A 25,232-nucleotide genomic window follows, 5' to 3' on the forward strand; every position below is an offset into this window, starting at 1 on the left:
GATTGTTATACTAACTATAGATTAACAAAGGAATAGGAGGCGATATCAAATGGCACGGAGTGCGACTCCATCATTCGTAGTTGAACTACCAATAGTTGTTGACAGCAAGCAGGAACGCGAGTTAGAGGTGCGGTTTCAGGTTGGTAGGCAACTTTACAATGCTTGTCTTAACGAAGCTATGGTGCGGATGGAGCTAGTACGTAATTCCGATGCCTACAAAGCAGCTAAGAAAATTCCTAGAGATAAAAAGAAAGAGCGTCAGAAAGCCTTCAATGATGCTAGGAATGCTTACAGGTTTTGTGACTATGATTTACAAGCTTATGCAACAAAGGTAAGTAATGAATCCTCGTGGATAGCTGAAAAACTCGATTCAAATACCCAGCAGACCATAGCCACTCGTGCCTTTAAAGCTAGTGAGAGGGTAATGTTTGGGCGTGCCAAGAAGGTGCGCTACAAAATACCATCACGCTTCAAGTCTCTAGAGGGCAAGACCAACAAGCAGGGGATTAGATGGAAGAATAACCAATTGGTCTGGGGTTCGCTCAAGCTAAATGTGATTATCGAACAATCCAACCCAGTAATTCAGCACGGGTTGAACTCACCTGTAAAGTATGTCCGCATTCTCTGGCGTGAACTCAATGGTAAGCGCCGGTGGTACGTTCAGCTAATATGCCTCGGAGAACCCTACCAAAAACCAAAAAATTACGTGTTTGATGGGGTGGTTGGGTTGGATCTGAACATCTCCAATATTGCCTTTGTTGGTGATAAACATGCTGGGTTGCTACCTTTTGCGGAAGGTGTACCGAGATGCGAGAACGAAATAAGAGCGTTACAGCGTAAGATGGAGCGTTCTCGACGTGCTAATAATACCGACAATTACGAGCCAGACTTCAAGGGCAAGAAGGGGCGCAAGGTAGTCAAAAAGAAGGGTAAAGCAAAGAAGGGCAAGCGTAGATGGAACAATTCTCAAACTTACAATAAAACTGCGGCTAAAAAGCGCAACTTGGAGCGTAGAAAAACTGCTTACGCCAAGTCTCAGAATCGTAAAATAGTCAACGAGATTCTCAGACATGGCAAGGAAGTCAAGACAGAAAATGTGTCGGTGAAGGGATGGCAGAAGCGTTACGGTAAAGCAATTTCTGCTAAGTCCCCTGGTTTTGTTCAATCTGAACTGAAACGCAAAGCTGAGAAGGCTGGCGGTTCATTCACTAAGTTCTCGACCCAGAAAACGGCGCTATCCCAGACTCATCTGAATGGAGAGCGTATTAAGAAGCCTCTATCAGAAAGAGTTCACAGGGATGTCACAGGTGTAGTAATGCACCGTGATTTATTCACTGCCTATCTGAGTCGGCACGTCAATCAGGATAGTCTTTCATTGCATGATGCTGTAAATCAGTATCAGGGGGCGGAGCCGCTCCTGCTGGAGGCATGGAAGCGATATCAACAAACTGCGAGACGAGTAGGCGAGTCCCAAAGCCCGTGCGCTGATTGCCCGGTAGAGCAGTTCTCCTCAGAAGGCAAAAAAGTTAGCCAGATAGCCAATAAGGGCGAAAAGCTTACTCCACCTTTGCCTGAATCTCCGAACTTCTAGTTCGGAGAGTGGCTCAAGCTGTTAGCATCTGCAAATGGTGATGAGTTTGTTTTTCCCCATTCCTGAAAAAAATGGCTCACCCGCTTCCACCTCTCTTCTTGGCGGAATACTTCTGGCTGCGATTGGTCAAACAGCTTCCAGGCAAGTAATTCGCTCCCTTTTGCTGTCATGTTTATGGCAAAATCCGTGCGTCCAGAGTTGCTGTTGAGCCGAGATTCAAAGCCAAACACATTCGGGACGAAGGTAGGAAACAAACCAGCTACTCGCCGAATAGCAGAGACATACTCACTAGAGATTAAACTTGGCTTAATATCAGGCTCCAATACCTCGAAATAGCTATCCAATGTCTGCGGTGCAGCGTTCAATTTCTTCTTACCTCCATCAGATCGGGAAATAACCGCTCCATCAGAGAGCCGCAGTAAAAAGAACAGCGTTCCTCCAGCAAATCTTGGTCTATATACTTGAGCCAATCGTAACCTGGAGGCGCTTGATTAGAATGCTTGGCTTCCTCAATCAGAGATTCGGGTGTAACGCCAACCAAATTTGCTATTTGCTCAAGGGATTGGGAAAGTTTGTGAGTTGGAACTATCAGAGAACGTTCTGGTGGCAGAAGATCCAAGATGCGCTGGTTACTTTTTTGCCAGTACGATAATAGTCCATCGATGACCTTGGGCATTTCCTGGAGCATTGCTTGCCGTGAGGAAACTGCAAGGCTATCGATTTCATAGCCAATATAAAATTTGCTGTATCTGCGGAACATTAACATCCAGTCTGGTATACCATCAGCGTAACGCAGACCCATATTCAATACGGAGTTCAGCCAAGAATAGCAATCTCGAACAGTGAAAATATATTTTGCTTGCTGAAAATTTTTTATGAAAATGTGCAGGTAATGATGATTAAAACAGGCTGAATCTAATTCTAGTTGCCCTTGTTCGTCGCGTTCAAGAATAAATTCCTCGAACAACTCTGGTGAAATCTGACCCTCTTGCCATGCAGCTATTTGGGCCATGGTTTCCTCGAACATAAAATCATGCTCAGATCGATAGCGTCCAAAGATAGCTGCAATCGAAGTCGTCCCTGTTCTAGCAAGACCGACGCAATACGCATGAAATTGACGAGATGATGTGCTTTTTTGAACCACTTCTTTCGATGTCATCTTTTCGTTCGGTTTGTTTTCGCCGCTAGTTAACATCAAGGTAAATTTACACTGCTATTGCTATAGAGGGTATCGTTAAAACGCCAAATTAAACAAACCTAGAACCTAGAGAAATATCAGGCTCCAATACCTCGAAATAGCTATCCAATGTCTGGGTTGCAGCGTTCATTTTCTTCCCACCTCCATCAGATCGGGAAATAACCGCTCCATCAGAGAGCCGCAGTAAAAAGAACAGCGTTCCTCCAGCAAATCTTGGTCTATATACTTGAGCCAATCGTAACCTGGTGGCGCTTGATTAGAATGCTTGGCTTCCTCAACCAGAGATTCGGGTGTAACGCCAACCAAATTTGCTATTTGCTCAAGGGATTGGGAAAGTTTGTGAGTTGGAACTATCAGAGAACGTTCTGGTGGCAGAAGATCCAAGATGCGCTGGTTACTTTTTTGCCAGTACGATAGCAATCCCTCAAGCGCATTTGGCAATTCCTCTAACATCGCTTCGACAGATGAAACTGCGGAGCGATTAACTTCATAACCGATAAAAAACTTACCGTATTTGAACATCCAGTCGGGTATGCTATTTCCCGAACGCCAGCTCATATTCAACAGAGAGTTCAGCCAGGAATAGCAATCGCGAACAGTGAAAATGAATTTGGCTTCGGAAAACTCTTGTATTAAAATATGCAAATAATTATGGTTAAAGGTCGCCGAATCCATTTCCAGATCCCCTTGCCGATCGCGGTAGAGAATATAAGCTTTAAACGACTCCGGTGAAATCATCCCTTCTTGCCATGCTGCTATTTGTGCAACGGTTTCTTGGAACATAAATTCGTGTCCTGATCTATATCGCCCAAATAGGTCAGCCATAGAGTTTGTTCCAGTTTTGGCAATACCGACACAATAGGCACGAAATCGACGAGATGATCTGGTTCCCTCAGCCAGCTCTTTTGATGTCATCTTTTTGTGATCTACGTTTTCCTCGCTAATTATAAATTGACACTGCTGCCAAACGCCTAATCAGAAAAACCTAGAGAACGAAACGTACAATAGGTTACGTCTCGCTCTCTTAAAAGCAGGGTCAATGCATCTCAATTTGGCTTGCCCTAATATGCACGTGCATAGATTCCGGAAAAAATTAGGTAGTCAGCTGTTACGCCAACATATAGCTAATTGAGCAAAATACATTTACCCTGCTTTGAGGATTCTGTTTTAGCCAATAGAACTTTGACAATTAGCTCCCCAAGTGCATCCTGCCAGGATCTCATCATCTGCTATATCCATTTCTGGCTTCTGAGGTGCATCGATCGCGGGAAGAACGATATGCAACTCGTTCCGGGACTCTTGGTGAACCGACACCTTTAAGTCTGACGGCAGATCCATATTGATAAAGCTTGACAGCGTTTCTTTGGGAGTGCCAATCAATCGTGCTGCAAATTCGGTATCTTTTGCCGCTTTTTCTGCTAATTCAGCCTGCAAATTTTCGCTAAGTAGAGTTGTCATTGTTGCTACTCCTTCTTTTTTTTCGTGGTGGTTCAAACCAACGCCAGACTTAATCGCGATTTCCAGACTTTCTATTTTTTCGCGAGAGCCGCTATATCGTTTTGCAGCGATTCCTGAAGTCCCTTATCCTCTTTTAGCTGACTCATAAAGTCCAGAAGCTGTTGCTCTTGAGTGGTAACTACACCATCCGCAAAAATTGCTTTCGCAATCTTCTTAGTGAACACCTCCTGTGCCTGTTCTTGCGGAAGGTTCTGCTCCTCTGGTGTGAGTGCCAGATCGTCAGCTTTAGCACCTATTTGCGTGAGTAACCGCAGATAAGTTGCTAAAGTGCTATTTGGGTCTACGCAAGCGTTAAATGCTATAGCAGCGCCTATTTGTTCGGGAGTGAAACTCATGATTGTATTCTCCTCGGAACGAAAATATCTAAAGTTGAATTGACAAAAAAAACATCTTCCAATCGCGTAATAGTCCACCTCTCGTGTTTGAAAACGAAACCTCAATCATAAATAGCTTGTAAGCCGATATTATGCTTACAGGCATAGACATTGAATCTTTTTCAAACACTTAGGCGATGGCGCAACGCGACAATCAGTTATGTGCGTGAATGATGAACAGTTAGGAACCTATTACTTAATTAGCTGGGCAATAAGTTGGAGATTGAGGATATTGCTGATTGAGCCAACTATATTAACCCTGATCTGCTGTAACCCGTTCTAGCCAATAGAACTTTGACAATTAGCTCCCCAAGTGCATCCTGCCAGGATCTCATCATCTGCTATATCCATTTCTGGCTTCTGAGGTGCATCGAATGCGGGAAGAACGATATGCAACTCGTTCCGGGACTCTTGGTGAACCGACACCTTTAAATCTGACGGCAGATCCATATTGATAAAGCTTGACAGCGTTTCTTTGGGAGCGCCGAGCAATCGTGCTGCAAATTCGCTATCTTTTGCAGCTTTCTCAGCTAACTCAGCTTGCAAATTTTCGCTAAGTAGAGTCGTCATGATTGCTTCCTATGATTTTTTAGTTGCCGCTGCAATTTTATCTTTTCACCAAGTCACCTGCAAGAGTGAACCAATAGAAAATCATAGTTATTTTTTATGAAAATCACGAAAAAACATAACAATCTTATTTATTAATCCACCCATTTTGATATTTGACAAAAATATTTATGTATTGCGGGCGCTCGCCTTAATATCTCGTACACTTTGCCTACATTTTAACTATCTTAAATTTATATAAAGATTAATTAAATATCCAGGCAAGCATTTGCAGGACTTAAGCAAAAAAACAAAGGTGAAATCGATTAATCGTTGGTTGACAGTCGCGACATTGACGCATCACCAAAGTTTTTGGCCCCGCGTGCGTAAGTCCTGGTCCAATAAAACCAAGCTTGACAAAGTCAAGAAGCAAAACTCTTAAGCAGGAAATGCAAGCATGTTCACTCCCGAACAAATAGGCGCTGCTATAGGGTTTATAGCAGTTGGTGACAAGGTGGAATACAGCCCTTGGGGCTCGAGTTTGTATAGCGGCACCCTTAAGGGTGCCGCTATACAAACTCGAGCCCGTCTACACGGGCTATTAACTCATGAAAAATCAAGTGTATTCTATCAAGTCACAATCCGCTATAACCCCTTGTCGTTACCCACATTTTCTCAGGAGTTCGATTGACGCTTTCCCGGTCAGTTTGCCAGGAATTAATATCATCAGGACTTCCGCAAAAAAAACTTTGGTGAAATCGATTAATCGTGGGTTTAGAGTCGCGAGATTGACGCATCACCAAAGTTTTTGGCTCCGCCTGCGTAATATGATGTCCGCCTAATTACCCTGAATAAAAATCTCTCTGCGTCACCGTGTCATTCCTAACTATGGGTGAAGAACCGGACATGATATAAGTCCCGATCGTGTTTGTTCGCGTGCTGCACTAAGGGGCGGGTTGATTTATCCAGTGCGCTGGGTTCAAAGATCTCTCGTAAAACCCGCCCCTACTCCGGTCAAAAACACTTGCACTACCTTTGCTTAGAATGTCAATCTAGCAACAGAACGGATGGTAGCAAATTGGGGTGAGCCAATCTTAGCAACTGGTAGCCAATACCTGAAGTTCCTTGGAAGAACGAGGGATGGAATATACCCTGAAGAAATTTGTCAAATAAATGATAGGAACCTCGCCGCTTGGCTCTGCGTACAACTAGGGAAGCTTGCTGGTTCGCTAAATCAAATAAGTCGGGCCTGGAAAAGGTTTGGGCTGCAACTTGGAGTACTTCTATTCTGCCAAAGTTACCGCAACAGAGATAATCTTTTCCTCCCAGGCTGAATTGTCGGGTGGTCTCGATCGCGGCTGCGATATCTTTTTCAATCTCATCTGTATCTAAAACCTCAAGTCCGCCGATTCTTGCCAGAGCAATGCCGGGTGCGCCGTGACACCAAGCCGTCATAAATCCAGGTTTACCATTTGTTGGCATCGCGGCGCGAAAGTCGGGCCAATTGCCTGCTAATTGGTCAAAAACGCTTTGTTCGTAAGCGATCGCTTCCGTGGCTGCTTGTAGAAACTTATTTTCACCAGTCGAATCGTACAAACGTAACAGAGCATAGGCAATCCCCGCCGCACCATGAGAAAACCCAGTCACAAAGTCGGCGCCAATTCTATGCCAAGCTTTCCATCCCAAGTTGTTTGTCGTTCGAGTGTTTAATAAATGCTCGCCGCAGCAGAAAGCTGTTGCCAAAATCTCGGCAGCGTTCGTTTTTTCATATAGAGCTAATAATCCCAAAATCGCCCCTGCCGATCCATTTACCACATCCAAATTTTTGTCGCTGGCAATCTGCTGGGGAGAAATTAATGATGCAGCCAGTTTAGCATCTTCCAGCCAGGAGGGCTGCTGCAAAAACTCAGAAATGCGGGTAAAAGCATAGACGAGGGAACCGATACCAGCTACGCCGCCAATAGTATATCCGTTGCGAGACAAAGTTTGAATTGGTGTGGTGGCGATCGCTTCTCGTAAGGGAGCGATCGCGCCCTGAATCAGTTCTGCATATCCAGCGCCACCAGTTACTTTTTCCAACCCTGCCAAGAAGACAACAACGCCTGCGACTCCCCCGTAAAGATCTAATCGCAGAGGCTGTAATATATATTTTTCGGCTTGCAGTTGCCCAGCGATCCAAGTGGCGCTACCGTCATGGGAGTAAATTGCTAGTTCTTGTAACTCAAGAGCGATCTCCTTCGCACAGGCAACTAGCTCTTCAGGCGAAAGTACAGCACTCTCATCTTCTTTTTCCTTCTCTACTAAATAAGTGCTGTGTTTGCCAGAGACCGCGCTCAGATGTAGGGTACTTTCGATTAAACGAATTTGCGCGTTTAGATCTTGTTCGTTAAAAGAATTAAGGCGATTAATTGCGTTCTCAATACTTGTATTTTCACAGAAGCCTTGCAGGACTTCCCCATCGGGCAAATCTATCGCCGTGCTATTTGCACGTATTGAAAACAAGGGGATATCCATCTGTTCTAAAGCTGCGGTTTCAAACTTGACTAAAGGCCAATGAATCGCTTTGTTGCCCTTGTCCAGAGACATGCGACTGACAACATCCATTTCGATGCTTCTATCCGCTCCATCTCTTAAATATTCCGGTTCCAGCAGCGTTTGCAAGGTCGATGTATAAAACTTGGTGTTGCGTAGAATGTAGCGCACTTTTTGCCCAGCCAAGTTTTGTAGGGGACTGTGGGGAGCGAGTAACTCATTTTTTCTCTCCATCAGAAAAAGATACATCTGCTGGAAACCAGCCACAACCTCGCCCACGTAATCGGTTGCTTTCAAGCGGGTACCATTGATATGAGGCACGCTCGCTTTGACGTCGATCTCCATAGGTTGATAGTCTCGCTTCATAGCATCCGAGTTGGCGTCTTGCCATACTGGTCTTTTAAAGGGCAATACCAATTTACCCGCCTCCCTCAGACCTCCAATATCGTAGGCCATCTTCCCATCAGCGCTTAGCCGCCATGTAGGCAGCAATCCCACGCGAAATACTGAATTCCACCAGATGATATCGATCGGTCTAATATGATAGCTTTGGGAGTATTCTCGCTCTAGCTTGAAGTTGTTGTGCATCAACGCTTCCATATCTACTAGCAATGGATACTCACCGCTAGCAATGATATTTTCATAAAAACAGTCCACCCCTTGGAGGAAATACATCAAGCACAGCAGCATCCCCGCACGCTGGTAAAATCGGCGCGCAGCATCAACATTCTCACAAGGCAGGTTCTCGGCATACTCTACCCATCCGTAATCTTTCTGGTTGATAACTTTCAGGGATTTGAAGGGTAGCGTTATTCCTTGCAGATTCAACCATTCTAGAAACGAGAAATAGGCGCAGTCAATTCCTAAATCTTTGGGCTTATAAACGATTTTATCCCCAGACTCAAACTGCAAAATTATCACCGAGCGCCTGCCGTTGTGATAGTCAGAAAGTGCTGGCTTTAACTCTACTACTCGCCCTATTTCTCTGCTATTAAAAAATTTACTCTGAATCGTTTGCCAGTCTGAAGATAACCTCTGCAAAAACTCTGCATTTGCCTCGATCCACAAATTTGTTGTTGTTGATAGCAAGCGTGCTAGTACAGCATACTCTTGGAGAAATGAAAGCAGCTTGCCTTCAAACATACTAGAGACAAATTCTTCATATACTTTCGTACTTTTTTCTTCGCTTTTTTCCAAAATTAGGCGCTGTAAAGCAGATATTTTCCGCGAACGAAAGATACTAAATTCGAGATATAGCGCATTGCTTGCTATCCAAGAAAGGTCTTTGATTAAATTTAATTCTAGGCCAGATGCTGCTTCTGGTGTCAATATTTCATACACTGACCCCACTTGGGCAATTAATCTTTTTTTGGCTATTAAAACAAAGGGATACAAAATTTCGGCAAAAGGGTACGCTTGAAATTGCTTGCCCTCGCCTAAAATAACATGCTTTTTAATATCGGGTATAGAGTTCAATACTTCTTGTAAAATATTTGCCCATCCCGGTAATTTTTGTCTATTTTCTAAGCTAACTGCCCCTAATAATTGCTGAATTATATCCAGTTCAATTCCATCCCACTCCCAGCGCTTTTTAAATATTTCCCAGTTGCCTTTGGCAATTTTTTCACACCAATCCTCTATTCTTTTTTGGCCTATTTTTTCACATTCTGCATTCATTTTTGGCAGATATTTTCCGTTTAATCGCTCCCAAATTGAGCTAGATTTTTCCAGAATATATATTATATTTAATTCCATGTTTTTCGGGGTTTTTTTCACTTTTTGGGATTCCCTTAGCTGTTTAACTGTTTATCAGTCGCCCTTGACGCTCGTAGCCAATATGTTTGCCCACTTCCGACTGTGGGTGGTTCGGGTTAATCGTAGATTTATAGAGGGCTGAGCATATTTGATTTGTCTAATTTTCAAGAAGCCACCTCTGACAACTTCAATCGAAATCAGATTAACTCCTCTGTGGATATCTGTCAAGTCCCCACTAACTTGTGCAATAATCTTGTACTTAGGGATGATATCATGTCCGCGAGAGAGCGGTAGTGTATGAATAGCTAATTGCAAGAAAAGCTAATTGCTCGCAATTCAATTGCCAAAAGAGCTGCTCAGTAATTATTGACTGTTTCTTTTTTATTTAGCCAGCGATTAGCTATTAGCAGTTACACAACCGTTGCCAAAGGACATGAGCTGAGAAAAATTTGAAGATATCGGCGACGAATCCACTGTTTTTTTGATTGTTTTTATTCAGGATACAACAATTTGCTCCCCAGCAATAGGGTGGCATGAAAGCTTCTCCAGGCACAAGGCTACTATGATTGAATAGATCGGTCTTGAATACCTCAATTGGTGTCATCGACTGAGGTGGAGCGATCGTTTTTTGTATCTAAATACCCGGGGTTCCTCGAAATACTGATCGAGTTGGTTGCCCGCAGTTATAATTGTTCTATAAATGCTCACCTAGGGGCAAGGGCTGTTTCGCATCAGAGATGGATTCTCTATCAGACTTTGGGCACAAGAGAGCGCGTTTTTGGTGAGATGAAATCCTTAACAACGATGCCATCAAGGTGTCCACTGCGGATACTGCTGATGACATCGCCCCATTCATCCAGGGGGTGGGGGTTCAGTTATAAGAGTTTACGCCTTTTTATCCTAAAAACTGGCAAAGATAGCTGGAAAAGGAGGTTTAAACTGGCACTATACTCAGCGATGCTTCCCTCAAAGTAAATTTTAGTGGATGGCGAGCGGCAGATATAGCTGGTTGCCTGGTTCCTCCCTAGCAAAATGTTCTTATAAGAACATTTTTACTTTCCCACCTGGGTTATCTTCCCCAGCTTCCCGATCTTCCTCACCTCGTACAGCAAGGGTAAAAACGCAAGATCCTACTCGATCTGTCTCTGATTGATTTTGAGGTAACTGCATAAGTCCTCTCCACCCAGATATATATGTAAGTAGAAGGGTGATACCGAAGTATTTCCAGAGGAAGATTATGCTCTACCTAGCGACCGTTCAAAAGCAAACCAGATTCTTCAGCACTGTGAAGGCGGAACTCAAACTGCTAGCTTGTAAGCGAGGGGATAACAGCTGGAGTCCCGTCGCCGGGGATGAAGTCATTCCAGCACCAGAGGCGAGTAACTTCAACGGGGGGGTATTGGTGCTAGTTGACGTGACGGCGAGTAAAAAAGCACAGAATATTCGGGAAGCAGCGCCTTCATTAGTCAAAATTTTACAAAATTTCTCTTATCTGCAAGAAAAATGGGAAGCTAAGGAAAAAGAAAGAGATTTTTGGAAAGAAGCTCTTACCCATCAATCTGCGGAACTCAATCGCCGCGAGATGGAACTGAGAGTACAACAAGAACAATTAACCAAGCAACGCCAAGAACTTGATAAAGCTCGTCTTGAACTCCAAAAACTGCAGATAGAACTTGAACAACAAAAAAAGGCGAGATCTAACCCGAATTATATGTCAGATGCCAAGAAACTTAACCTCCACGCATCACCACAGGTGGAGAAGAAGGTTGTCAATTCTGACCCAACAAATAGTGGTGATATGTCCACTCTAGTGCTAGACAAGTCTGTTGGCATTGGCATCAGGAGAACCCCCGTTCGTTAAAATTGGCACAGTACAGTTGCGAAAAGCACCCACTCCCATGACTGCTGTTACCCTTAACCTCAAACCGATCATCGAACTGACTGACGACCAATTTTATCAACTTTGCCGCTCCAATCCGGATGTAAAATTTGAACGGAATGCTAGAGGAGAAGTTATCGTAATGTCACCTACCGGGGGAGAAACTGGATACTGGAATTTTGAGATAGCCACTGATTTCGGCATTTGGAACCGACAAACTCGACTGGGAATTTGCTTTGATTCTTCCACTTGTTTCAAACTCCCCAATGGCAGCAATCGCTCCCCCGATGTTGCTTGGATAACAATAGAAAGATGGAATAACCTCACCACCGAAGAAAAAGCGAAATTTCCCCCCATAGCCCCCGATTTTGTTTTAGAGTTAATCTCTCCTAATGATAGTTTGAGAGACAGGCAAGCCAAAATGCAGGAATATATGGAAAACAAGGTGAGACTCGGTTGGTTAATTAACCCCAAAACCCGCCGCGTGGAAATTTATCGCCCAGGACAAACCCCAGAAGTTTTAGAATCTCCGACTGCATTATCGGGGGAAGATGTCTTACCGGGTTTGGTTTTGAATTTGCAATTTATTTGGGAATAATTTGAGAGAAAATAACAAGCGAACGCACCAGTTCGTATTAGGGGCTGGTAATACCTGCCCAGTCTGCGGAACTAAGAGATATGTCGTTAAACCCGTCGCTACAGGAATCATATCGTTTCCTTAGGCATCGGAATTACGACCTGTAGGGGCAATTAGCAATTAGCAATTAGCAATTACCCAGAAAGGCCGATCATTCCGATGCAACCGGATTTGATATCACGAAATATCTCGTTATATCGATTCCGGTTGTATCTGAATCATTGGTAGGGACACGGCATTGCAAAAACTTTGCGCTGGCGATAAAACTTTCTTTAGCCTTAGTCCCTACAATCAATTTTGATCGTTTACAGCGGATTGCTTTTCTTGTGAGGGAAAGCGTTATCGCGAAAGTTTGTGTAGCGGCACAATTAATTGTGCCGCTACACAAACTCAGGTGTACCTCATAGGGCTGCAATCCGCTATAGATGTAACCGGAAACGATATTAAACCCGCCCCGACAAACCACCTACTCAAAATACCGCTTAAGATTGAGCGTAAGCTTTGAGCGCGTATTCTTTGAACCGTTCTAAATCTGCCTGAAGTGTCGATTCAACCACCCGCCCTAAAAATAGATTATCCATCAACTTGCCAAGCCACCCAGGAATAGCATAAGCCACTGTTAACTTAACGATGCTGCTACCTTTGCGATCGTAAAAACGAATCGCCCCCCGGTTAGGCAAACCATCTACAGATTCCCATTGAATAATTTGGTGGGGAACTATTTTTAGAATCCGAGAAAGCCAGGTAAATTCAAGACCTCCAGTCCCAAGTTTCCAGCGAGATAAATCCGGATTATCTTCTAGGACTTTAACCGATTCAATCCACTTCATCCAGCGGGGCATTTGTTCTAAATCTGACCAAAGATTCCACACTAAATCAATGGGAACCTCTACTTCTACCTGTACGCTGTGTTCTAGCCAATCTGCCATTTTGATAATAGGTAATGGGTAATAATTAATTGCAGGTTTTAGATTTCAGATTGTAGATTTAATTGGATTTCAAATCGGCAATCTGAAATTTAAAATCTCCAATTCATGCACTATTTTTTCTGTTCTAGGATTGCCTTGGCGGCGCGTCGCCCGGAAATGGTCGCACCTTCCATGCTATCGATGTAATCTTGTTGCGTGTAACTACCCGCTAGGAAGAAATTGGCAATGGGTGTTTTTTGATCGGGACGATATGGTTCCATGCCGGGGGCTTCGCGGTAGAGTGATTGAGCCAGCTTAACTACACTGTACCAGGTCATGTTGAGTTCGCGAGCAGAGGGGAATAGGTCATGAACTTGCTTGAGGACGTGTTGAGCGATCGCTTCGTTACTCTCCTTAATAAAAGGATCTCCCGGTGTCAGCACTAACTGCAACAGGGAACCTTGCCCTTCCCGATAGTAATCCCCCGGACTGGTTAAAGCCAAGTCGGCAAAACAAGAAAAGTCAGCATCGGGAGTATAAAGTAGGTTATCAATACCCGCTGCTTGCTCTAATTGTTTCCTCTTTTGAGCATTGTGCAGTTCGGTTACCCAACCGTCAAACCGCAGTTGCACCGTCGCCACGGGAACCGTATCGAGTTTATAAATATTGTCAAATTGCTGCCATTGACGCCATTCTTGAGGCAACAGGCGCTGAATTCCTGGTACATCACAAGCGCAGAGATAGGCATCGGCGGTAATGGTTTCTTCCGTTTCCCCAGAGGCTACCACAATACCCGTCACTCGCGTTTGTTCCCCGTCTTTAGCATACAGGATTTCACGTACGCGACTGCGAGTATAAATTTTGGCTCCCCTTGCTTGTATGTAATTAACGATCGGTTTGTGTAAATACTCGTAGGGAGAGCCTTCCAGCATTCGCAACTTGGACGCCTCAGTGCGGGCGGCGAACATCTGGAAAATAGTTAACATACAGCGCGCGGAGATATTTTCGCAGTCGATAAAACCGAGTGCGTAGGCGATGGGGTTCCACATGCGCTTGATGCTGCCATCGCTGCCGCCGTGACTGCGGAACCAGTCGGCAAAGCTGATTTGATCGAGATTGCGGATAGTCATCATGGCGCCGTCAAAGTCCAGCAAACCGCGAACGATGGGACTGGTGCCGAGAGCGATCGCATTTTGCACTTTATCTTGCAGCGATAGTTGGGACGTAGTGAAAAACGCCTTCAACCCATTAAACGGCGCACCCGTAATAAAGCGAAAATCTAACGCACCCGTCCTACCGCCAGAATTGATGAAGGTGTGGACATGTTCTTTCAGGCGCAAGTTGCCACCAGCCCCCACTTTATGCATTAACTCTAGTAGCTGGTAGTAGTTGCCAAAAAAGACGTGCAAACCCATCTCGATGTGGTTACCCTCGACATCTACCCAACTACCGACTTTACCCCCCACAAAAGGACGGGACTCAAAGATTTCCACTTCCCATCCGGCATCGACTAAATCGACAGCTGCAGCCATTCCAGCCAGTCCCGCTCCCACGATTGCAACGCGCATTCCCTGTTCCTGCTCAATTTCTTTACATATTTTAAACAAATAAGGGTTTTTCCACGCCAAGAGACTTGGCGCGGCGTTGGGTAGTTCAATTTGCCAGATATTCTGCTATAACGTTGCACCCATGGACCGCGCTGTCCGGTGCATTTCATCGTCGATACTTTCCGGGAACACTTCTGGGGAGAACATTTCCCGCAATGCTTGAAAATAAGGTACGAATAGTGACCGTTGTTCTGGTTTAACGCGGCTGCTAAATTCTTTCCCCATTAAATTGATCATTTGCCGCACTAGCTCCCAGTGTACTTTCAATGCTGGATAAAGCATCACGCACAAGGGGAACAACTCTTGTTGAATTGCGGCGATGTTATTTTCCAGAACGCATACCCACAAATATACCTGGAACATTTCCACATCGCGGATGCTGGAAGTTTTAACGACTGGATGATCAAGCGAACCGCTGTGGCTCAAGTACCGGGGATATAATTCGATAACTCGCTGACAAATATTGCTCGCAATCTCAGTACTGCACGGCAATAGGGTCTGGACAACTGACAAAGCTGGCGAGTCGTAATCTTGGCTAGCTGCTGCATCATAAGCTCTTTGCAGCGGCATATATAAATGGTCGTCAATTACTTTGAAATAGGCCAACAATTGGTTTTGTTCCCACTGACTAGACACTTCAGACAGCAACATTTGTCCCGTGTAGTGGAACTGCAAGGCAACAAACCCAATTATTCTGGGGTCAGCAGAAGTATATTTATCGCGGATGTGTCCCAGGTATGCGCCGATAATTCTTGCCAGCTGCTGCGGGGCAATCATCTTGGCGTAGCTTTCTAAAGCTTTTTCATATATTTCAAATGCATCTTCCGAAATTCGCCACGGATCGATCAATCTGGGATTGATTTGATGTCTCTGAATTTCTCTACCTATCAGGTACTCTGTTTTTTGCCAAGCTTGAAGGCTCGTATATCTCATCGAGTACATTAACTTTTCAGCAATCTCATACCTTTCTTTCCCGTAAGCACTTACCCAGGGTTTTTCTCCCGTCGCTGCTTCCTTGTTTTCTAAATTTTGGATATATTTTTTAGCCCAGAATTTTGCCAGGGATTGGCTCGGAGTTTGATTGATGCTTTCTTCACCCTGATTTGGATTTTGCTTCATCATTTTATAGTTTACTCCTTTTGTCTTGTTAAGGTTTTGTCCCACCACCTATCTTAAACGTCTGTTGTCAACCGTGGTTTTGACCATGTGGATTTTGCTGACCCCTTTTGAATTTATTTTAAGTTTTTATAAATTTTGCGTATTTCTTACGTAAGAATAAAAAATTGAGACCTCAAGTAGGGAAATTCCTCTGTTATTTCCCTATCCGTGATTGCATCATGCCAAGCTGATTTTTGAGGCGATCCAAATCACACCTAATTAATTTCCTGAAAAGGAAGGGGGAGGAATGGTGAGAGATGAGAGAAGTTGGCAAAAAAGGGGTTTTTAAAGCAGATTTCGGCAAGGGTTATGGTTTAACTCTGCAAAGCTTGTTGCGAAGTCCGGATGTTGGTGGGGGATCGCCCGCCCGCGCGTTCGCGTAGCGTGCCGGAGGCATATTGCTAGACCATGACCCAGATTCTATTGATTTCCCTCGAAATTTATTCTGTGAAATAAAAAGCGGGGCAGGGGGTCAAACCCCCGAGGCAACTTCTGCCTCTCCCCGCTAAATTCACTCAAAATCAAGGTGAACGATGCGTTGCAGCGTACCCAATCCCAACTCCTTACCCGAAAGACTTCGCGCTTCAAACAAAGCCATCATATCTGGCAGTTGGGGATTTCCCCGGGAAGCGCCTGTCAGTCCTTTAGCAATCACTAAACCGCAGTAGCCCTTAGTTTTCTTGCACCGCTGATCCCAGCGCTTGCGCGCTTCGACGTGAATAGGTTCATCCTTGACAAACTCGCCAAACAAATGCATCTCTCCATTATTAGTTTGAATAATGCCGATATCGTAGCGAGTCTCCTCAAACGGGTCTTCCCCCGGATTAAACAAAATCCCTTTGAGTCCGCCTGACGCCTGGATTTTTTCGATCAGCATCTTAGCTTTGGGGCGGGAAGTTTGGATCAAAATCACCGGAAGTCCATCTCCCGCCGCCTGCATTTTGATATCAGCTTGGTAATTCCCCGAAGTCGCCCGCAAATATTCCACCATTTCCCAAGGCACCATGCCAATACTGAGGAAAGAATTTTGCGGCACCAGGTCATCGCGCAGGGGTGGCATTGCTTTTCCCTCCGCGTCATCGCTGTCGGAGTCGAGTTGAACCATATCGTACAGCTCGTCTGCTACCTTTGGTAGCGTTGCCACCTTCACAGACAAAGGCGCAGTTGCTTCAGGCTGATCGGGAGAGGGAATGCGATAGCGACTGGTGATGCTGGGGAAATCTTCCCCTGCCAGTTTGCGGCGCGAGGCGCGGAAAAAGCGATTGAGAGCCTCCAGGGCTACTAAAACTACGACTGCTTCTTCTTCATAAAGCGAAGACCGCAGCCCTTCTAAAGGATGAATGTTACCAAAGCTTGGCTCGATCAGGGATATCGGTAATTCAGCTAAATCGATATCATCATCATCATCATCATCTCGATCCCCTGCTGGCTCGAAAGTTATAAACAGACAATCTTGCCCCAAAAAGGCTTCTTCTAGGCTTTCCATCGAGTCGTCCCGGTGTATAACTGCGGCGCGAAATCGCTTGAGCGAGTCGAGGGAACGATACAGCAAAATTCCGTACTCCATCCCCGACATTCCCATGACGCAGGCATAAAGCGTGCCGATATCCCATTGATTGAGTTCAATCGATAGGATTTGATGTTCTGCTAAGTATTCCCAAGGGGCAGATTGCCAAATTTTATACGCTTCTTCTACCAATTTTTCTGCGTACTGGGGAGGCAACTGGGGAGGGTGAGCATAAGCGCTTTCTTCAAATTCGCGAAACAGTTCGTCAATTAAAGGCAGCGACGGTGCGTAGTCAATAGAAATTCCTAACTCTTGCAGGACGCCCCGCAGGTAGAACTGAATTTCGCGATCGCGCACGACTATTTTTTGCGGTCGTCCGGGGGGCATCGGGCCGTGGGGATGTTCCATTGCCCGCAGCAAGGTACGTACAACCGCTTCCGGTCCGGTGTCTGGCGCTACCATATCCATCGCGCGGACAACACCTTGGGAACCATCTACCCATAAAATACAGTCGCCTTTGGCTTCGTCTTCCAACTCGACAGGAGCCGATAGCGGACGGCGATCGCCCTCCCACACGCTGGGAATTTGCTGTAACTGTTGTAACCGACGACGGGTAGAGCGATTGAGAGCTGTCATAGACTAAGGGAACAAAAGAAAAATTGGGCTTGCGGGTCGAACGAACAAACCTCTGATCAACACTAACCCTTAAAAGACCGCTTTGACTTGCAACCGGGCTACCAATCTAAGATGGGACATTCTGGCAAATGGGGAAGGGAAAAGGGGGAAAAGCGAAAGGGTTTGTTCATCCTTCCCCCTTTTCCCTTTTCCCTTTTCCCCAAACAAGTGTATTTTCCCGCTTTAGGCTGGTAGCAGGCAACAGTCGCTTTTCTGGTTTAGGTCATAAAATGTTCTTCCCACGTTAGCTTAATCGGTCAGAAGCCCCACGTCCTACCGCAGGAGGCGTGGGATGATCTCCCTTGCCATCAAGGCACGTCCCCCGACCTATGTTGACCGTCGGTTAACGCGGAAGTGGGGACAGTGCCTTGATTGCCAATTTCTGTGTTGGGGAGTCGGTCAATCCAGTCTTCAACTATTTGGGTTACTGTTTTATCTTTGCTTGCTGCATATAACCGCAACTTATTTAATCTTCGCTCCGACATCCGCACATTTAATCTTGTTGTCTTCATTATTATAGGCTACCCAATGTTGTCACAATTATCCTATCATATACACAACAAAGGAGGTGATTAAAATGTTGCTTAACTATCAGTATCGTGCCGCTCCAGACACTAATCAAAAACTAGAACTGAATACTTGGTTGAAAATTGGCAAATACTGGTATAACAAGCAACTAGGGGATAGATTTGATTGGTGGGAAAACAACCGCAACAGCATTAATGCTTGTTCAATAATCAGTTGTCCGTTACCTCAACTACGGGACAATCCTGATTTTTACTCTCAAAAAAAGCAACTTCCAACCATCAAGGAAGACTTGCTTAAGGTGGGACACTCTGGCGAACTCCTTGATTTTACCCGCGTTCCATCTCAAACATGACAAGATGTCTCCAAACGAGTTGATTTGGCTTTTTCTCGCTTCATTAAAGGGGATAGCAACGGTAATCGGAGCGGAAAACCAAGATTTAAAAACGCTGCACGTTACCGCACTCTGAGAATTGAGGGTCAAGCCATTACTGTTGAGCGTGTTGAGAAAGACTGGTTGTTCTTGTCTTTCTCAAAGCTGAAAGGCTGGGTGAAGGTGCGTTTACATCGTTCTTTACCCAATGGCTTTGTGCTTAAGAATGCTTTGGTGACAAGCAAGGCTGATGGCTGGTACATCACTATATGTCTAGAAGACCCAAATGTATCTGTTTTTACTCCTGACGACGTAATCCCAACTTGGGACAACACCCTTGGATTGGATGCAGTGTTGCACGACGATGACTATCTGGCAACTTCAGAAAATATCAAGTTACCCGCGCTAAAGTCTTTCAGAAAGTCTGAAAAGCGGCGAGCCTTAGTTTCTAACCGTAAATCTGCTAAGACAAAAGGTAGTAAATCGCGCCGTAAACTAGCCAAGAGGGAAGCACGAGAACATCAACGCATTGCTAGAGCTAGGATTGACCATGCATTCAAGACGGCTCACGCTGTAGTTCGGACAAATAAAAAAGTTTTTGTACATGAAGATTTGAACCTCAAAGCTTTGTCCTTGCGCAACAAAGCTAAACTCGATGAGGACGGTAAATATTTACCCAATGGTCAATCAGCTAAATCTGGGTTAAACAAATCCTGGTTAGATGCTGCATTTGGACAGTTTTTCACAATCCTAGAATACATAGCTGCAAAAGCACCGGCTGTGGACAATAGCAGTAAAACCTGCATACACATCTCAATTACTCGCGTATCGTGACGAGTTCGTCTTTACTGATTGCGGCATACGCGAGTACTGGGATGGAAAAGAATTGCTTTGGGTTGACCGCGACGTTAATGCCGCTATCAACTTAAAGCGTGTTGGGCTGGGACTGTTCCCAACAATAAAACGCCGTAGAGGGAATCCAGTAGTAGGTGACTCTACTACTAATAACTCAAGTTGCTAGTTATCTCTCTGGGAGCGGCTAATGGCGTGACCAGGCTCTGCCCTGGTCACGAGGCTAATCGATCGATTGGTAAAAATCCTAGATTAGCAATTAGCAAGCTTGCAATTAGCAACGCCCAAGTTTATAACTAGCAACTTGCGTTAATAGTACCTCGAAGCAAGTTCACCGAAACGTTAAGAGCGTGCCAGAAGCCTACACCGACCTGCTTGCAGGCGGTGTAGGTAGTTCACTGGGAAGCAAGTAAAGTTTGACTTCTCCACGCTTTGAAAAACGTGGATTCTAAAACGTTGTTACAAGGGCGGGTTAAAACCACGTTGCTTCACTTCATTTCTATTTGAACGCTCAAATTTTGGCGCAGATCATTTCGCCCTACCCGCCTCGGCTTGTTGCTAAGATGTGCGGTGAATTTGGCAGCGCATATCCGTGAATATTTTACGCACCAACGGCTGTATTTCTACACTTCTTGGTGCAACTCCATATCTTCAGTTGTCATGGTTCAGTATGGCATCACGTTTGTTTTTTTTGCAGTTTTTCATCCTGTCTTACCATGACATCAGCATAACATAAGAAAGAGAAACAACAGGTTTAAACCTGCCCTTGTCGGGTTTCATCCCCTGTCTTTAGACTAGGGGTTCTCACCCTCCCACTATGTTTTGATAGAAAGGTTTTGCCTTGGTCGGCTCCCAGGGGCTAAGAAATTTAAGAACCCCGATACAATGGATTTATCAGTAAACAGCCAGTATAGTGCAACTGGCATAAGGAGTCGAGGCAAAAATGACATCAGCTACTCAGTCACAACAACGGGGGATTCAGCTGACCGATGCTGCCCTGCGCCAAATTTCATTCTTGCGCGAAAAACAGGGCAAAGACCTCTGCCTGCGGGTGGGAGTCCGTCAAGGTGGCTGTTCTGGGATGTCCTACATGATGGATTTTATCGATCCGAGTACTGCTAGAGAGGACGATCAAGTTTTTGATCACGATGGCTTCCAACTCGTGTGCGATCCCAAGAGCCTGCTTTACCTTTACGGTCTAGTGCTAGACTACAGCGATGCCATGATCGGCGGTGGCTTCCAATTCACCAACCCCAACGCCTCTCAAACCTGTGGCTGCGGTAAGTCTTTCGCCGTCTAAATAGGCAAAAACTCATATCTATAGCTTGCAGTCACACCCCTGCCAGACCCGATCCCTGACCGAGGTCTGGTATATTTTTTTGGGTAATCGGTCATGGGTCAACATCCAACCAATTACCAATTCCCAATTCCCAATTCCCAATTCCCAATTCCCAATTCACCAATGACTGAATCAGTTTCAACTCTTTTTGATACGGGTATCGAACGTTACAAAGCCGGGGAAGGGCCGGAAACTTTACTGCCGGTGTTTAAAGAAATTTGCGATCGCTCTCCCAAAACCGGCGCCGCCTGGACTTGTTTGTCTTGGTTGTACCTGCTCGATAATCAACCGGAGCGAGCTTACAAAGCAGCCCAAAAAGCTGTCAAGTTAAACCCCCAAGACCCCCAAGCACGCATTAACCTGGCAACTGCCATGCTGGAAACAAAGCAAACCGGCGTGCGGCAGCATATCGATCTTGTTCGCCAAATGCTCTTCCTCGATGCCGAGTTGCGTCCAGACATTGAGGAAAGCCTTAAAGATGGTTTCAGCAGAAAACCTGATTGGGATAGTTTAAACCGGATTAAAACCTGGTTGTTTGAGGCTTGAGCCGTTACTATCCCAATCGTTTCCAAGCTGCGACAAAACTTTTCAGTTCGTAATGATTTCTCTAATAAATTAATGCCAGATCTAGAAACTGGCATGATATTATTTTTTGAACTCAACGATTAGTTGCCCTAATAACCAATCGTTGAGTCATTTTTAACAGGGATTTTAGGTGACACAAATATGGACATCGTTGCAGTTAAGCCAGAAACTCGCGATCGCAAAGGCTTTTTTATCCACGAAGCAGCGTACAAACTGATGGGTGTGGATCGGTCTGGATGGGCGATCATTTGTCGGAATGACGCCACCTGCCACTACGTAGATCCAGATGACTTGCAATTGCCGGATGTTTCTGGTATTGCCCTCGATTAATCCAACTTCATAGATTGTATCATACTTAATCGACCAGGCTGTCCTGATTTCAGGTACAGCCAGATTTGTTTAGATTGACTTTAAATCTGAAATCTGCAATCAAAAATCTGCCATTACCCATTACCAATTACCAATTCCCAATTACCAATCACTATGAAAGATAAAATCCTTGGCTGGTTAAACTCGTTTTTGGTGTTCGATACGTTCCTGGTTTTACTTAGTTTTGCATGGCTAGCGATCGCTGTCGCTGGTAAAGCAGCTAACATTCCTTTGGGACTCGATCTGTGGTACAAACTCTGGGAACCCGTATTTACCCCAGCTATCGGTATTTTAATGGCTGGAGCGATGACGAGCGGCCTAATTAGTTGGATCTCGAAACGACTCAATCGGGTATAGCGCGGGTGTGCAGGTGTGCAGAGGGGCAAAAGGGGCAAAAGGGGCAAAAGGGGAATTTGAACAAAACGCGGCAGTCCCCACCTTCTTACAAGGTGGGGAAGGTGTGCTGTAAAAACAGGGGGTTCGATACCCCCTGTTTTTACAATCACTCTTGCGGGGAATCCTGAGATTTGATATAAGCTTTAACTTTTTCAATAGGCGCACCTCCTGTAGAGGCAACATAGTAGGAACTAGACCACAAAACAGCATTTCTATAAAACTTGTTTAAATGCTCTCCAAATTCATTCCTGATAATTCGAATAGATGCACTTTTGAGGCTGCCTGTAAATGCCGAAATGTTGTTGTCCGGGTGAAAGTCAACCAGCAAGTGTACGTGGTCTGACTCACCATTGAACTCAACTAAGCGACACTTAGTTTTAAGGCAAACGTGAGCAAATATTTCTCGCATACGGTCTAACATTTGAGCCGTTAGCACTTTGCGTCTGTATTTGGTGACAAAGACAAAATGCAGGTGAACACTAAAAACAGAGTGAGATCCTTTTCTGACAGACATTGACAATACCTACATCTGATGCTAGGTTAAATATATCAAAGGAGGTGAGTTTTGTGGCTGTTAGACGAGTGACTTTTCGGTTGTATCCCAAGCCAGCAGCAGTTAAGAAGCTGTTGTGGGCAAGACGGATGCACGCATTACTTTATAATGCGGCGATTGCTAACCGTAAAACTCAATACGAGAAGTTTGGTCACTGTGTCGATTACTACGAACAACAAAACTCGCTTCCTGCTTTTAAGCAAGTCTGGCCTGAGTACAAAGAACTTGGTTCTCATACTTTGCAGGCAACTTTAAAACGGGTTGACTTAGCCTACCAATCCTTTTTTAAAGGACTCAGAGGCAAGCCTAAGTTTAAGTCAATTAGACACTATAGTGGATGGACATATCCTGATAAAGCTAGCTGGAAGGTTCACACAATTGGCAATCATGGTTGCTTGGAGTTAACCGACCTAAAATTATCTATTCAGATGAGGGGTAAAGCCAGAACTTGGGGGACGCCTACTACTTGCACGATTGTTTATCGCAATGGCATGTGGTACGCATCAATCACAGTTGATTGCATCCCAGTTAGGGAAACAGGTTCCGGCGCAGTTGGCTTGGATTTTGGCACGGCTCACGCTGTTGCGATGAGTGATGGAACGTTGGTAAAAAATCCCAGGTTTCTAGCCAAAAGTCAAGAAAAAGTCAGGCAAGCATCTAAGCAAAAACGTCGAAAAAGATCGCCCAATTTCAAGAAAAAAGTCAAGGGGTCAAAGCGATGGAGAAAGGCGACTAAACGGATATCTAAATTACAGCGTAAGGTAGCCAATCAAAGAGAAGATTGGACTCATAAAGTGGCGGCGCAAATTGTTAGCAGTAATAGCATGGTCGCTACTGAGGAACTCAATCTTAAGGGGATGACCCGCCAAGCGAAAAAGGGTAGCAAAAGTCAGGCTCAAAAAACTGGACTTAATCGTTCAATGCTGGATGTGGGCATCGGAAACCTAACTAAAGCCATTGAGTATAAATTACAAGAGGCTGGTGGTTTTTTGGTTAAGGTTCCAACGTCAAAAGTCAAGCCTTCTCAAACCTGTCCAAATTGCGGTCATCAACGCAAAAAAGAGTTATCCTTTCGCGTTCACATCTGCTCGGAATGCGGCGCAACTTATGACAGGGATGTCGCCGCAGCTAAAGTAATGCTGTCATGGGCGCTTGGAACGAACGCCCTCAATCGTGGATCTCAAACCTCTACCTCTGCTCCCCAGGCGACTGGAGGATGGCGGCAAGTTTGGGAGATGAAGCGACAGAAACCCACACCTCAACGTCAGTAGGTGTGGGTAGTTCATTCTACATTCTCGTGAAGCTCCCCATCTCCTTTTGCTCACCTGCTCAAGAGCTCCCTCACGCTTGGGTCAAAATCGATTGTAGAGCTTGTTTCAAATAGGGATATTGAAATTGAAACCCAGATGCTAACGTGCGTTTGGGTAAAACCTGCTGACCTTCCAAAACCACCTTGGCGCCGTCGCCCAACAGCAATTCTAAAGCGAAATCGGGTACAGGCAACCAAGAAGGACGATTGAGAACTTGTCCCAAAGTTTGGCAAAATTCTGTCATGCGGACGGGATTGGGCGCAGTACCGTTGAAAACGCCTTCCATTTCTTCGCGAGTCAAAGCTTGTAGAATTAGGTTGACTAAATCTTCCCGGTGAATCCAGGAAAACCACTGACGTCCGGTACCAATTGGGCCACCGGCAAATAGTTGAAATGGTGGTAGCATTTTTGCCAGCGCACCGCCCATCCCTAAAACAATCCCAGTTCGGATAATTACCAAACGGACGCCCGCATCTTTAACTTTTTGGGCTTCTGCTTCCCAAACTTGACACACTTGTGCTAGAAAATCGCTGCCAGGGGGACTTGTTTCTTCAAAGGTGGCAGTTTCGCTAGTGCCGTAATATCCAATAGCAGAGGCATTTACCAATACTGAAGGTTTGGGGTTAGCTTTTGCTATTGCTTCGACTAACCTCTGGGTGCCGAGCTTACGACTATCGATAATCGCCTGTTTTCGCTCTGGTGTCCAGCGACCCTCTGCGATTGATTCTCCTGCTAAATTGACTGCGCGATCGCAACCGGATAAACTTTGTTCCCAAGCACCGTATTCTGTTGGCGCATAGGTAACTATTTCCACATTGGGAAACGCACTGTTGGGAAAAACGCGCCTCGCTCGCTCCGAGTTGCGAGTTAAAATTAACACTTGATTTCCTTGGGCGTGCAGTCTTTGCACCAAGCGACTACCGACAAAACCCGTTGCACCCGTGACAGCTACTTTCATTTTCTCCTCTCTTGCCTACCCGTTACTACTAACTCAAGTTGCTATTTATCTCATGCATAGCAGCTAATCGCTAATGGGTCATGGCTA

Annotated in this window: 24 protein-coding genes and 1 pseudogene; 10 read left to right on the forward strand and 15 right to left on the reverse strand. The window is 45.1% G+C overall.

Annotated features, from left to right (window positions below; all coding sequences use genetic code 11):
- The first annotated feature begins 49 nt into the window (after positions 1-49).
- Positions 50-1,591 carry an RNA-guided endonuclease TnpB family protein gene (locus MiSe_RS00705; protein WP_444980440.1) on the forward strand — a complete coding sequence of 514 codons (1,542 nt, stop codon included), beginning with the start codon at positions 50-52 and terminating at the stop codon, positions 1,589-1,591.
- Here MiSe_RS00705 and MiSe_RS00710 read toward each other — a convergent pair.
- The 8 genes from MiSe_RS00710 to MiSe_RS50720 form a co-directional block, all read right to left on the reverse strand.
- Positions 1,588-1,956 carry a hypothetical protein gene (locus MiSe_RS00710; protein ID WP_226572778.1) on the reverse strand — a complete coding sequence of 123 codons (369 nt, stop codon included), beginning with the start codon at positions 1,954-1,956 and terminating at the stop codon, positions 1,588-1,590. The two genes, MiSe_RS00705 and MiSe_RS00710, sit on opposite strands and share 4 nt — an antisense overlap.
- Positions 1,953-2,750 carry a sulfotransferase gene (locus tag MiSe_RS00715; protein ID WP_226572780.1) on the reverse strand — a complete coding sequence of 266 codons (798 nt, stop codon included), beginning with the start codon at positions 2,748-2,750 and terminating at the stop codon, positions 1,953-1,955. The genes MiSe_RS00710 and MiSe_RS00715 overlap by 4 nt, the downstream gene beginning before the upstream one ends.
- A gap of 165 nt (positions 2,751-2,915) precedes the next feature.
- The gene (locus MiSe_RS00720; protein ID WP_226572782.1) at positions 2,916-3,704 is read right to left on the reverse strand and encodes a sulfotransferase; all 789 of its coding nucleotides are present in this window, start codon (positions 3,702-3,704) and stop codon (positions 2,916-2,918) included.
- Positions 3,705-3,956: 252 nt separating this feature from the next.
- Positions 3,957-4,247 (reverse strand): hypothetical protein, encoded by a 291-nt coding sequence (locus tag MiSe_RS00725; RefSeq protein WP_226572784.1) that lies wholly within the window; start codon positions 4,245-4,247, stop codon positions 3,957-3,959.
- A gap of 71 nt (positions 4,248-4,318) precedes the next feature.
- The gene (locus MiSe_RS00730) at positions 4,319-4,642 is read right to left on the reverse strand and encodes a hypothetical protein (protein ID WP_226572786.1); all 324 of its coding nucleotides are present in this window, start codon (positions 4,640-4,642) and stop codon (positions 4,319-4,321) included.
- Positions 4,643-4,960: 318 nt separating this feature from the next.
- Positions 4,961-5,251, reverse strand: a complete 291-nt coding sequence (locus MiSe_RS00735) for a hypothetical protein (RefSeq protein ID WP_226572788.1) — start codon at positions 5,249-5,251, stop codon at positions 4,961-4,963.
- Between the two features lie 1,023 nt (positions 5,252-6,274).
- Positions 6,275-9,514 carry a type 2 lanthipeptide synthetase LanM family protein gene (locus tag MiSe_RS00740; protein WP_226572790.1) on the reverse strand — a complete coding sequence of 1,080 codons (3,240 nt, stop codon included), beginning with the start codon at positions 9,512-9,514 and terminating at the stop codon, positions 6,275-6,277.
- A gap of 1,038 nt (positions 9,515-10,552) precedes the next feature.
- On the reverse strand, positions 10,553-10,684 hold the full coding sequence (locus MiSe_RS50720; protein ID WP_264196267.1) for a hypothetical protein: 132 nt from the start codon (positions 10,682-10,684) through the stop codon (positions 10,553-10,555).
- A gap of 67 nt (positions 10,685-10,751) precedes the next feature.
- On the opposite strand from MiSe_RS50720, the gene MiSe_RS00745 reads away from it, so the two are divergent.
- A complete protein-coding gene (locus MiSe_RS00745; protein ID WP_226572792.1) occupies positions 10,752-11,375 on the forward strand; it encodes an HmpF-related protein in 624 nt (207 codons plus the stop codon).
- Positions 11,376-11,412: 37 nt separating this feature from the next.
- A complete protein-coding gene (locus MiSe_RS00750; protein ID WP_226572794.1) occupies positions 11,413-11,991 on the forward strand; it encodes a Uma2 family endonuclease in 579 nt (192 codons plus the stop codon).
- 521 nt (positions 11,992-12,512) lie between these two features.
- On the opposite strand, the gene MiSe_RS00755 is transcribed toward MiSe_RS00750, so the two are convergent.
- From MiSe_RS00755 to MiSe_RS00765, 3 genes are all read right to left on the reverse strand, one after another.
- Positions 12,513-12,959 carry an SRPBCC family protein gene (locus tag MiSe_RS00755; RefSeq protein WP_226572803.1) on the reverse strand — a complete coding sequence of 149 codons (447 nt, stop codon included), beginning with the start codon at positions 12,957-12,959 and terminating at the stop codon, positions 12,513-12,515.
- Positions 12,960-13,069: 110 nt separating this feature from the next.
- On the reverse strand, positions 13,070-14,506 hold the full coding sequence (gene zds, locus MiSe_RS00760; RefSeq protein WP_226572937.1) for a 9,9'-di-cis-zeta-carotene desaturase: 1,437 nt from the start codon (positions 14,504-14,506) through the stop codon (positions 13,070-13,072).
- 105 nt (positions 14,507-14,611) lie between these two features.
- On the reverse strand, positions 14,612-15,667 hold the full coding sequence (locus MiSe_RS00765) for a bilin-binding protein (protein WP_226572805.1): 1,056 nt from the start codon (positions 15,665-15,667) through the stop codon (positions 14,612-14,614).
- Between the two features lie 293 nt (positions 15,668-15,960).
- Here MiSe_RS00765 and MiSe_RS50725 point away from each other — a divergent pair, with 293 nt between their 5' ends.
- Positions 15,961-16,086 (forward strand): hypothetical protein, encoded by a 126-nt coding sequence (locus tag MiSe_RS50725; RefSeq protein ID WP_264196268.1) that lies wholly within the window; start codon positions 15,961-15,963, stop codon positions 16,084-16,086.
- 128 nt (positions 16,087-16,214) lie between these two features.
- Here the strand turns inward: MiSe_RS50725 and MiSe_RS00770 are convergent, their stop codons facing one another.
- Together MiSe_RS00770 and MiSe_RS00775 are read right to left on the reverse strand one after the other, a co-directional pair.
- On the reverse strand, positions 16,215-17,846 hold the full coding sequence (locus tag MiSe_RS00770) for a DUF6930 domain-containing protein (protein ID WP_226572806.1): 1,632 nt from the start codon (positions 17,844-17,846) through the stop codon (positions 16,215-16,217).
- Positions 17,847-18,193: 347 nt separating this feature from the next.
- A complete protein-coding gene (locus MiSe_RS00775) occupies positions 18,194-18,397 on the reverse strand; it encodes a hypothetical protein (protein WP_226572809.1) in 204 nt (67 codons plus the stop codon).
- 65 nt (positions 18,398-18,462) lie between these two features.
- Here MiSe_RS00775 and MiSe_RS53575 point away from each other — a divergent pair.
- The 5 genes and pseudogenes from MiSe_RS53575 to MiSe_RS00805 all read left to right on the forward strand — a co-directional run bounded on the left by MiSe_RS53575 (position 18,463) and on the right by MiSe_RS00805 (position 22,285).
- Positions 18,463-19,804, forward strand: a pseudogene (locus MiSe_RS53575) (RNA-guided endonuclease InsQ/TnpB family protein).
- Between the two features lie 774 nt (positions 19,805-20,578).
- Positions 20,579-20,935: a HesB/IscA family protein gene (locus tag MiSe_RS00790; RefSeq protein WP_226572821.1), complete on the forward strand. Its 357-nt coding sequence runs from the start codon at positions 20,579-20,581 to the stop codon at positions 20,933-20,935.
- Positions 20,936-21,097: 162 nt separating this feature from the next.
- Positions 21,098-21,520, forward strand: a complete 423-nt coding sequence (locus MiSe_RS00795) for a tetratricopeptide repeat protein (RefSeq protein WP_226572824.1) — start codon at positions 21,098-21,100, stop codon at positions 21,518-21,520.
- A 180-nt stretch (positions 21,521-21,700) separates the two neighbouring features.
- On the forward strand, positions 21,701-21,889 hold the full coding sequence (locus MiSe_RS00800) for a hypothetical protein (protein WP_226572826.1): 189 nt from the start codon (positions 21,701-21,703) through the stop codon (positions 21,887-21,889).
- A gap of 153 nt (positions 21,890-22,042) precedes the next feature.
- The gene (locus tag MiSe_RS00805) at positions 22,043-22,285 is read left to right on the forward strand and encodes a DUF8620 family protein (protein ID WP_226572830.1); all 243 of its coding nucleotides are present in this window, start codon (positions 22,043-22,045) and stop codon (positions 22,283-22,285) included.
- A 145-nt stretch (positions 22,286-22,430) separates the two neighbouring features.
- Here MiSe_RS00805 and tnpA read toward each other — a convergent pair whose 3' ends face one another.
- Positions 22,431-22,838 (reverse strand): IS200/IS605 family transposase, encoded by a 408-nt coding sequence (tnpA, locus tag MiSe_RS00810; RefSeq protein ID WP_226572832.1) that lies wholly within the window; start codon positions 22,836-22,838, stop codon positions 22,431-22,433.
- Between the two features lie 53 nt (positions 22,839-22,891).
- On the opposite strand from tnpA, the gene MiSe_RS00815 reads away from it, so the two are divergent.
- A complete protein-coding gene (locus tag MiSe_RS00815) occupies positions 22,892-24,148 on the forward strand; it encodes an RNA-guided endonuclease InsQ/TnpB family protein (RefSeq protein ID WP_226572834.1) in 1,257 nt (418 codons plus the stop codon).
- Between the two features lie 70 nt (positions 24,149-24,218).
- Here the strand turns inward: MiSe_RS00815 and thyD are convergent, their stop codons facing one another.
- The gene (gene thyD, locus MiSe_RS00820) at positions 24,219-25,145 is read right to left on the reverse strand and encodes a thylakoid membrane protein ThyD (protein WP_226572836.1); all 927 of its coding nucleotides are present in this window, start codon (positions 25,143-25,145) and stop codon (positions 24,219-24,221) included.
- Between the last annotated feature and the right edge of the window lie 87 nt (positions 25,146-25,232).

The organism is Microseira wollei NIES-4236, from assembly GCF_020521235.1.
Lineage (GTDB): Bacteria > Cyanobacteriota > Cyanobacteriia > Cyanobacteriales > Aerosakkonemataceae > Microseira > Microseira wollei.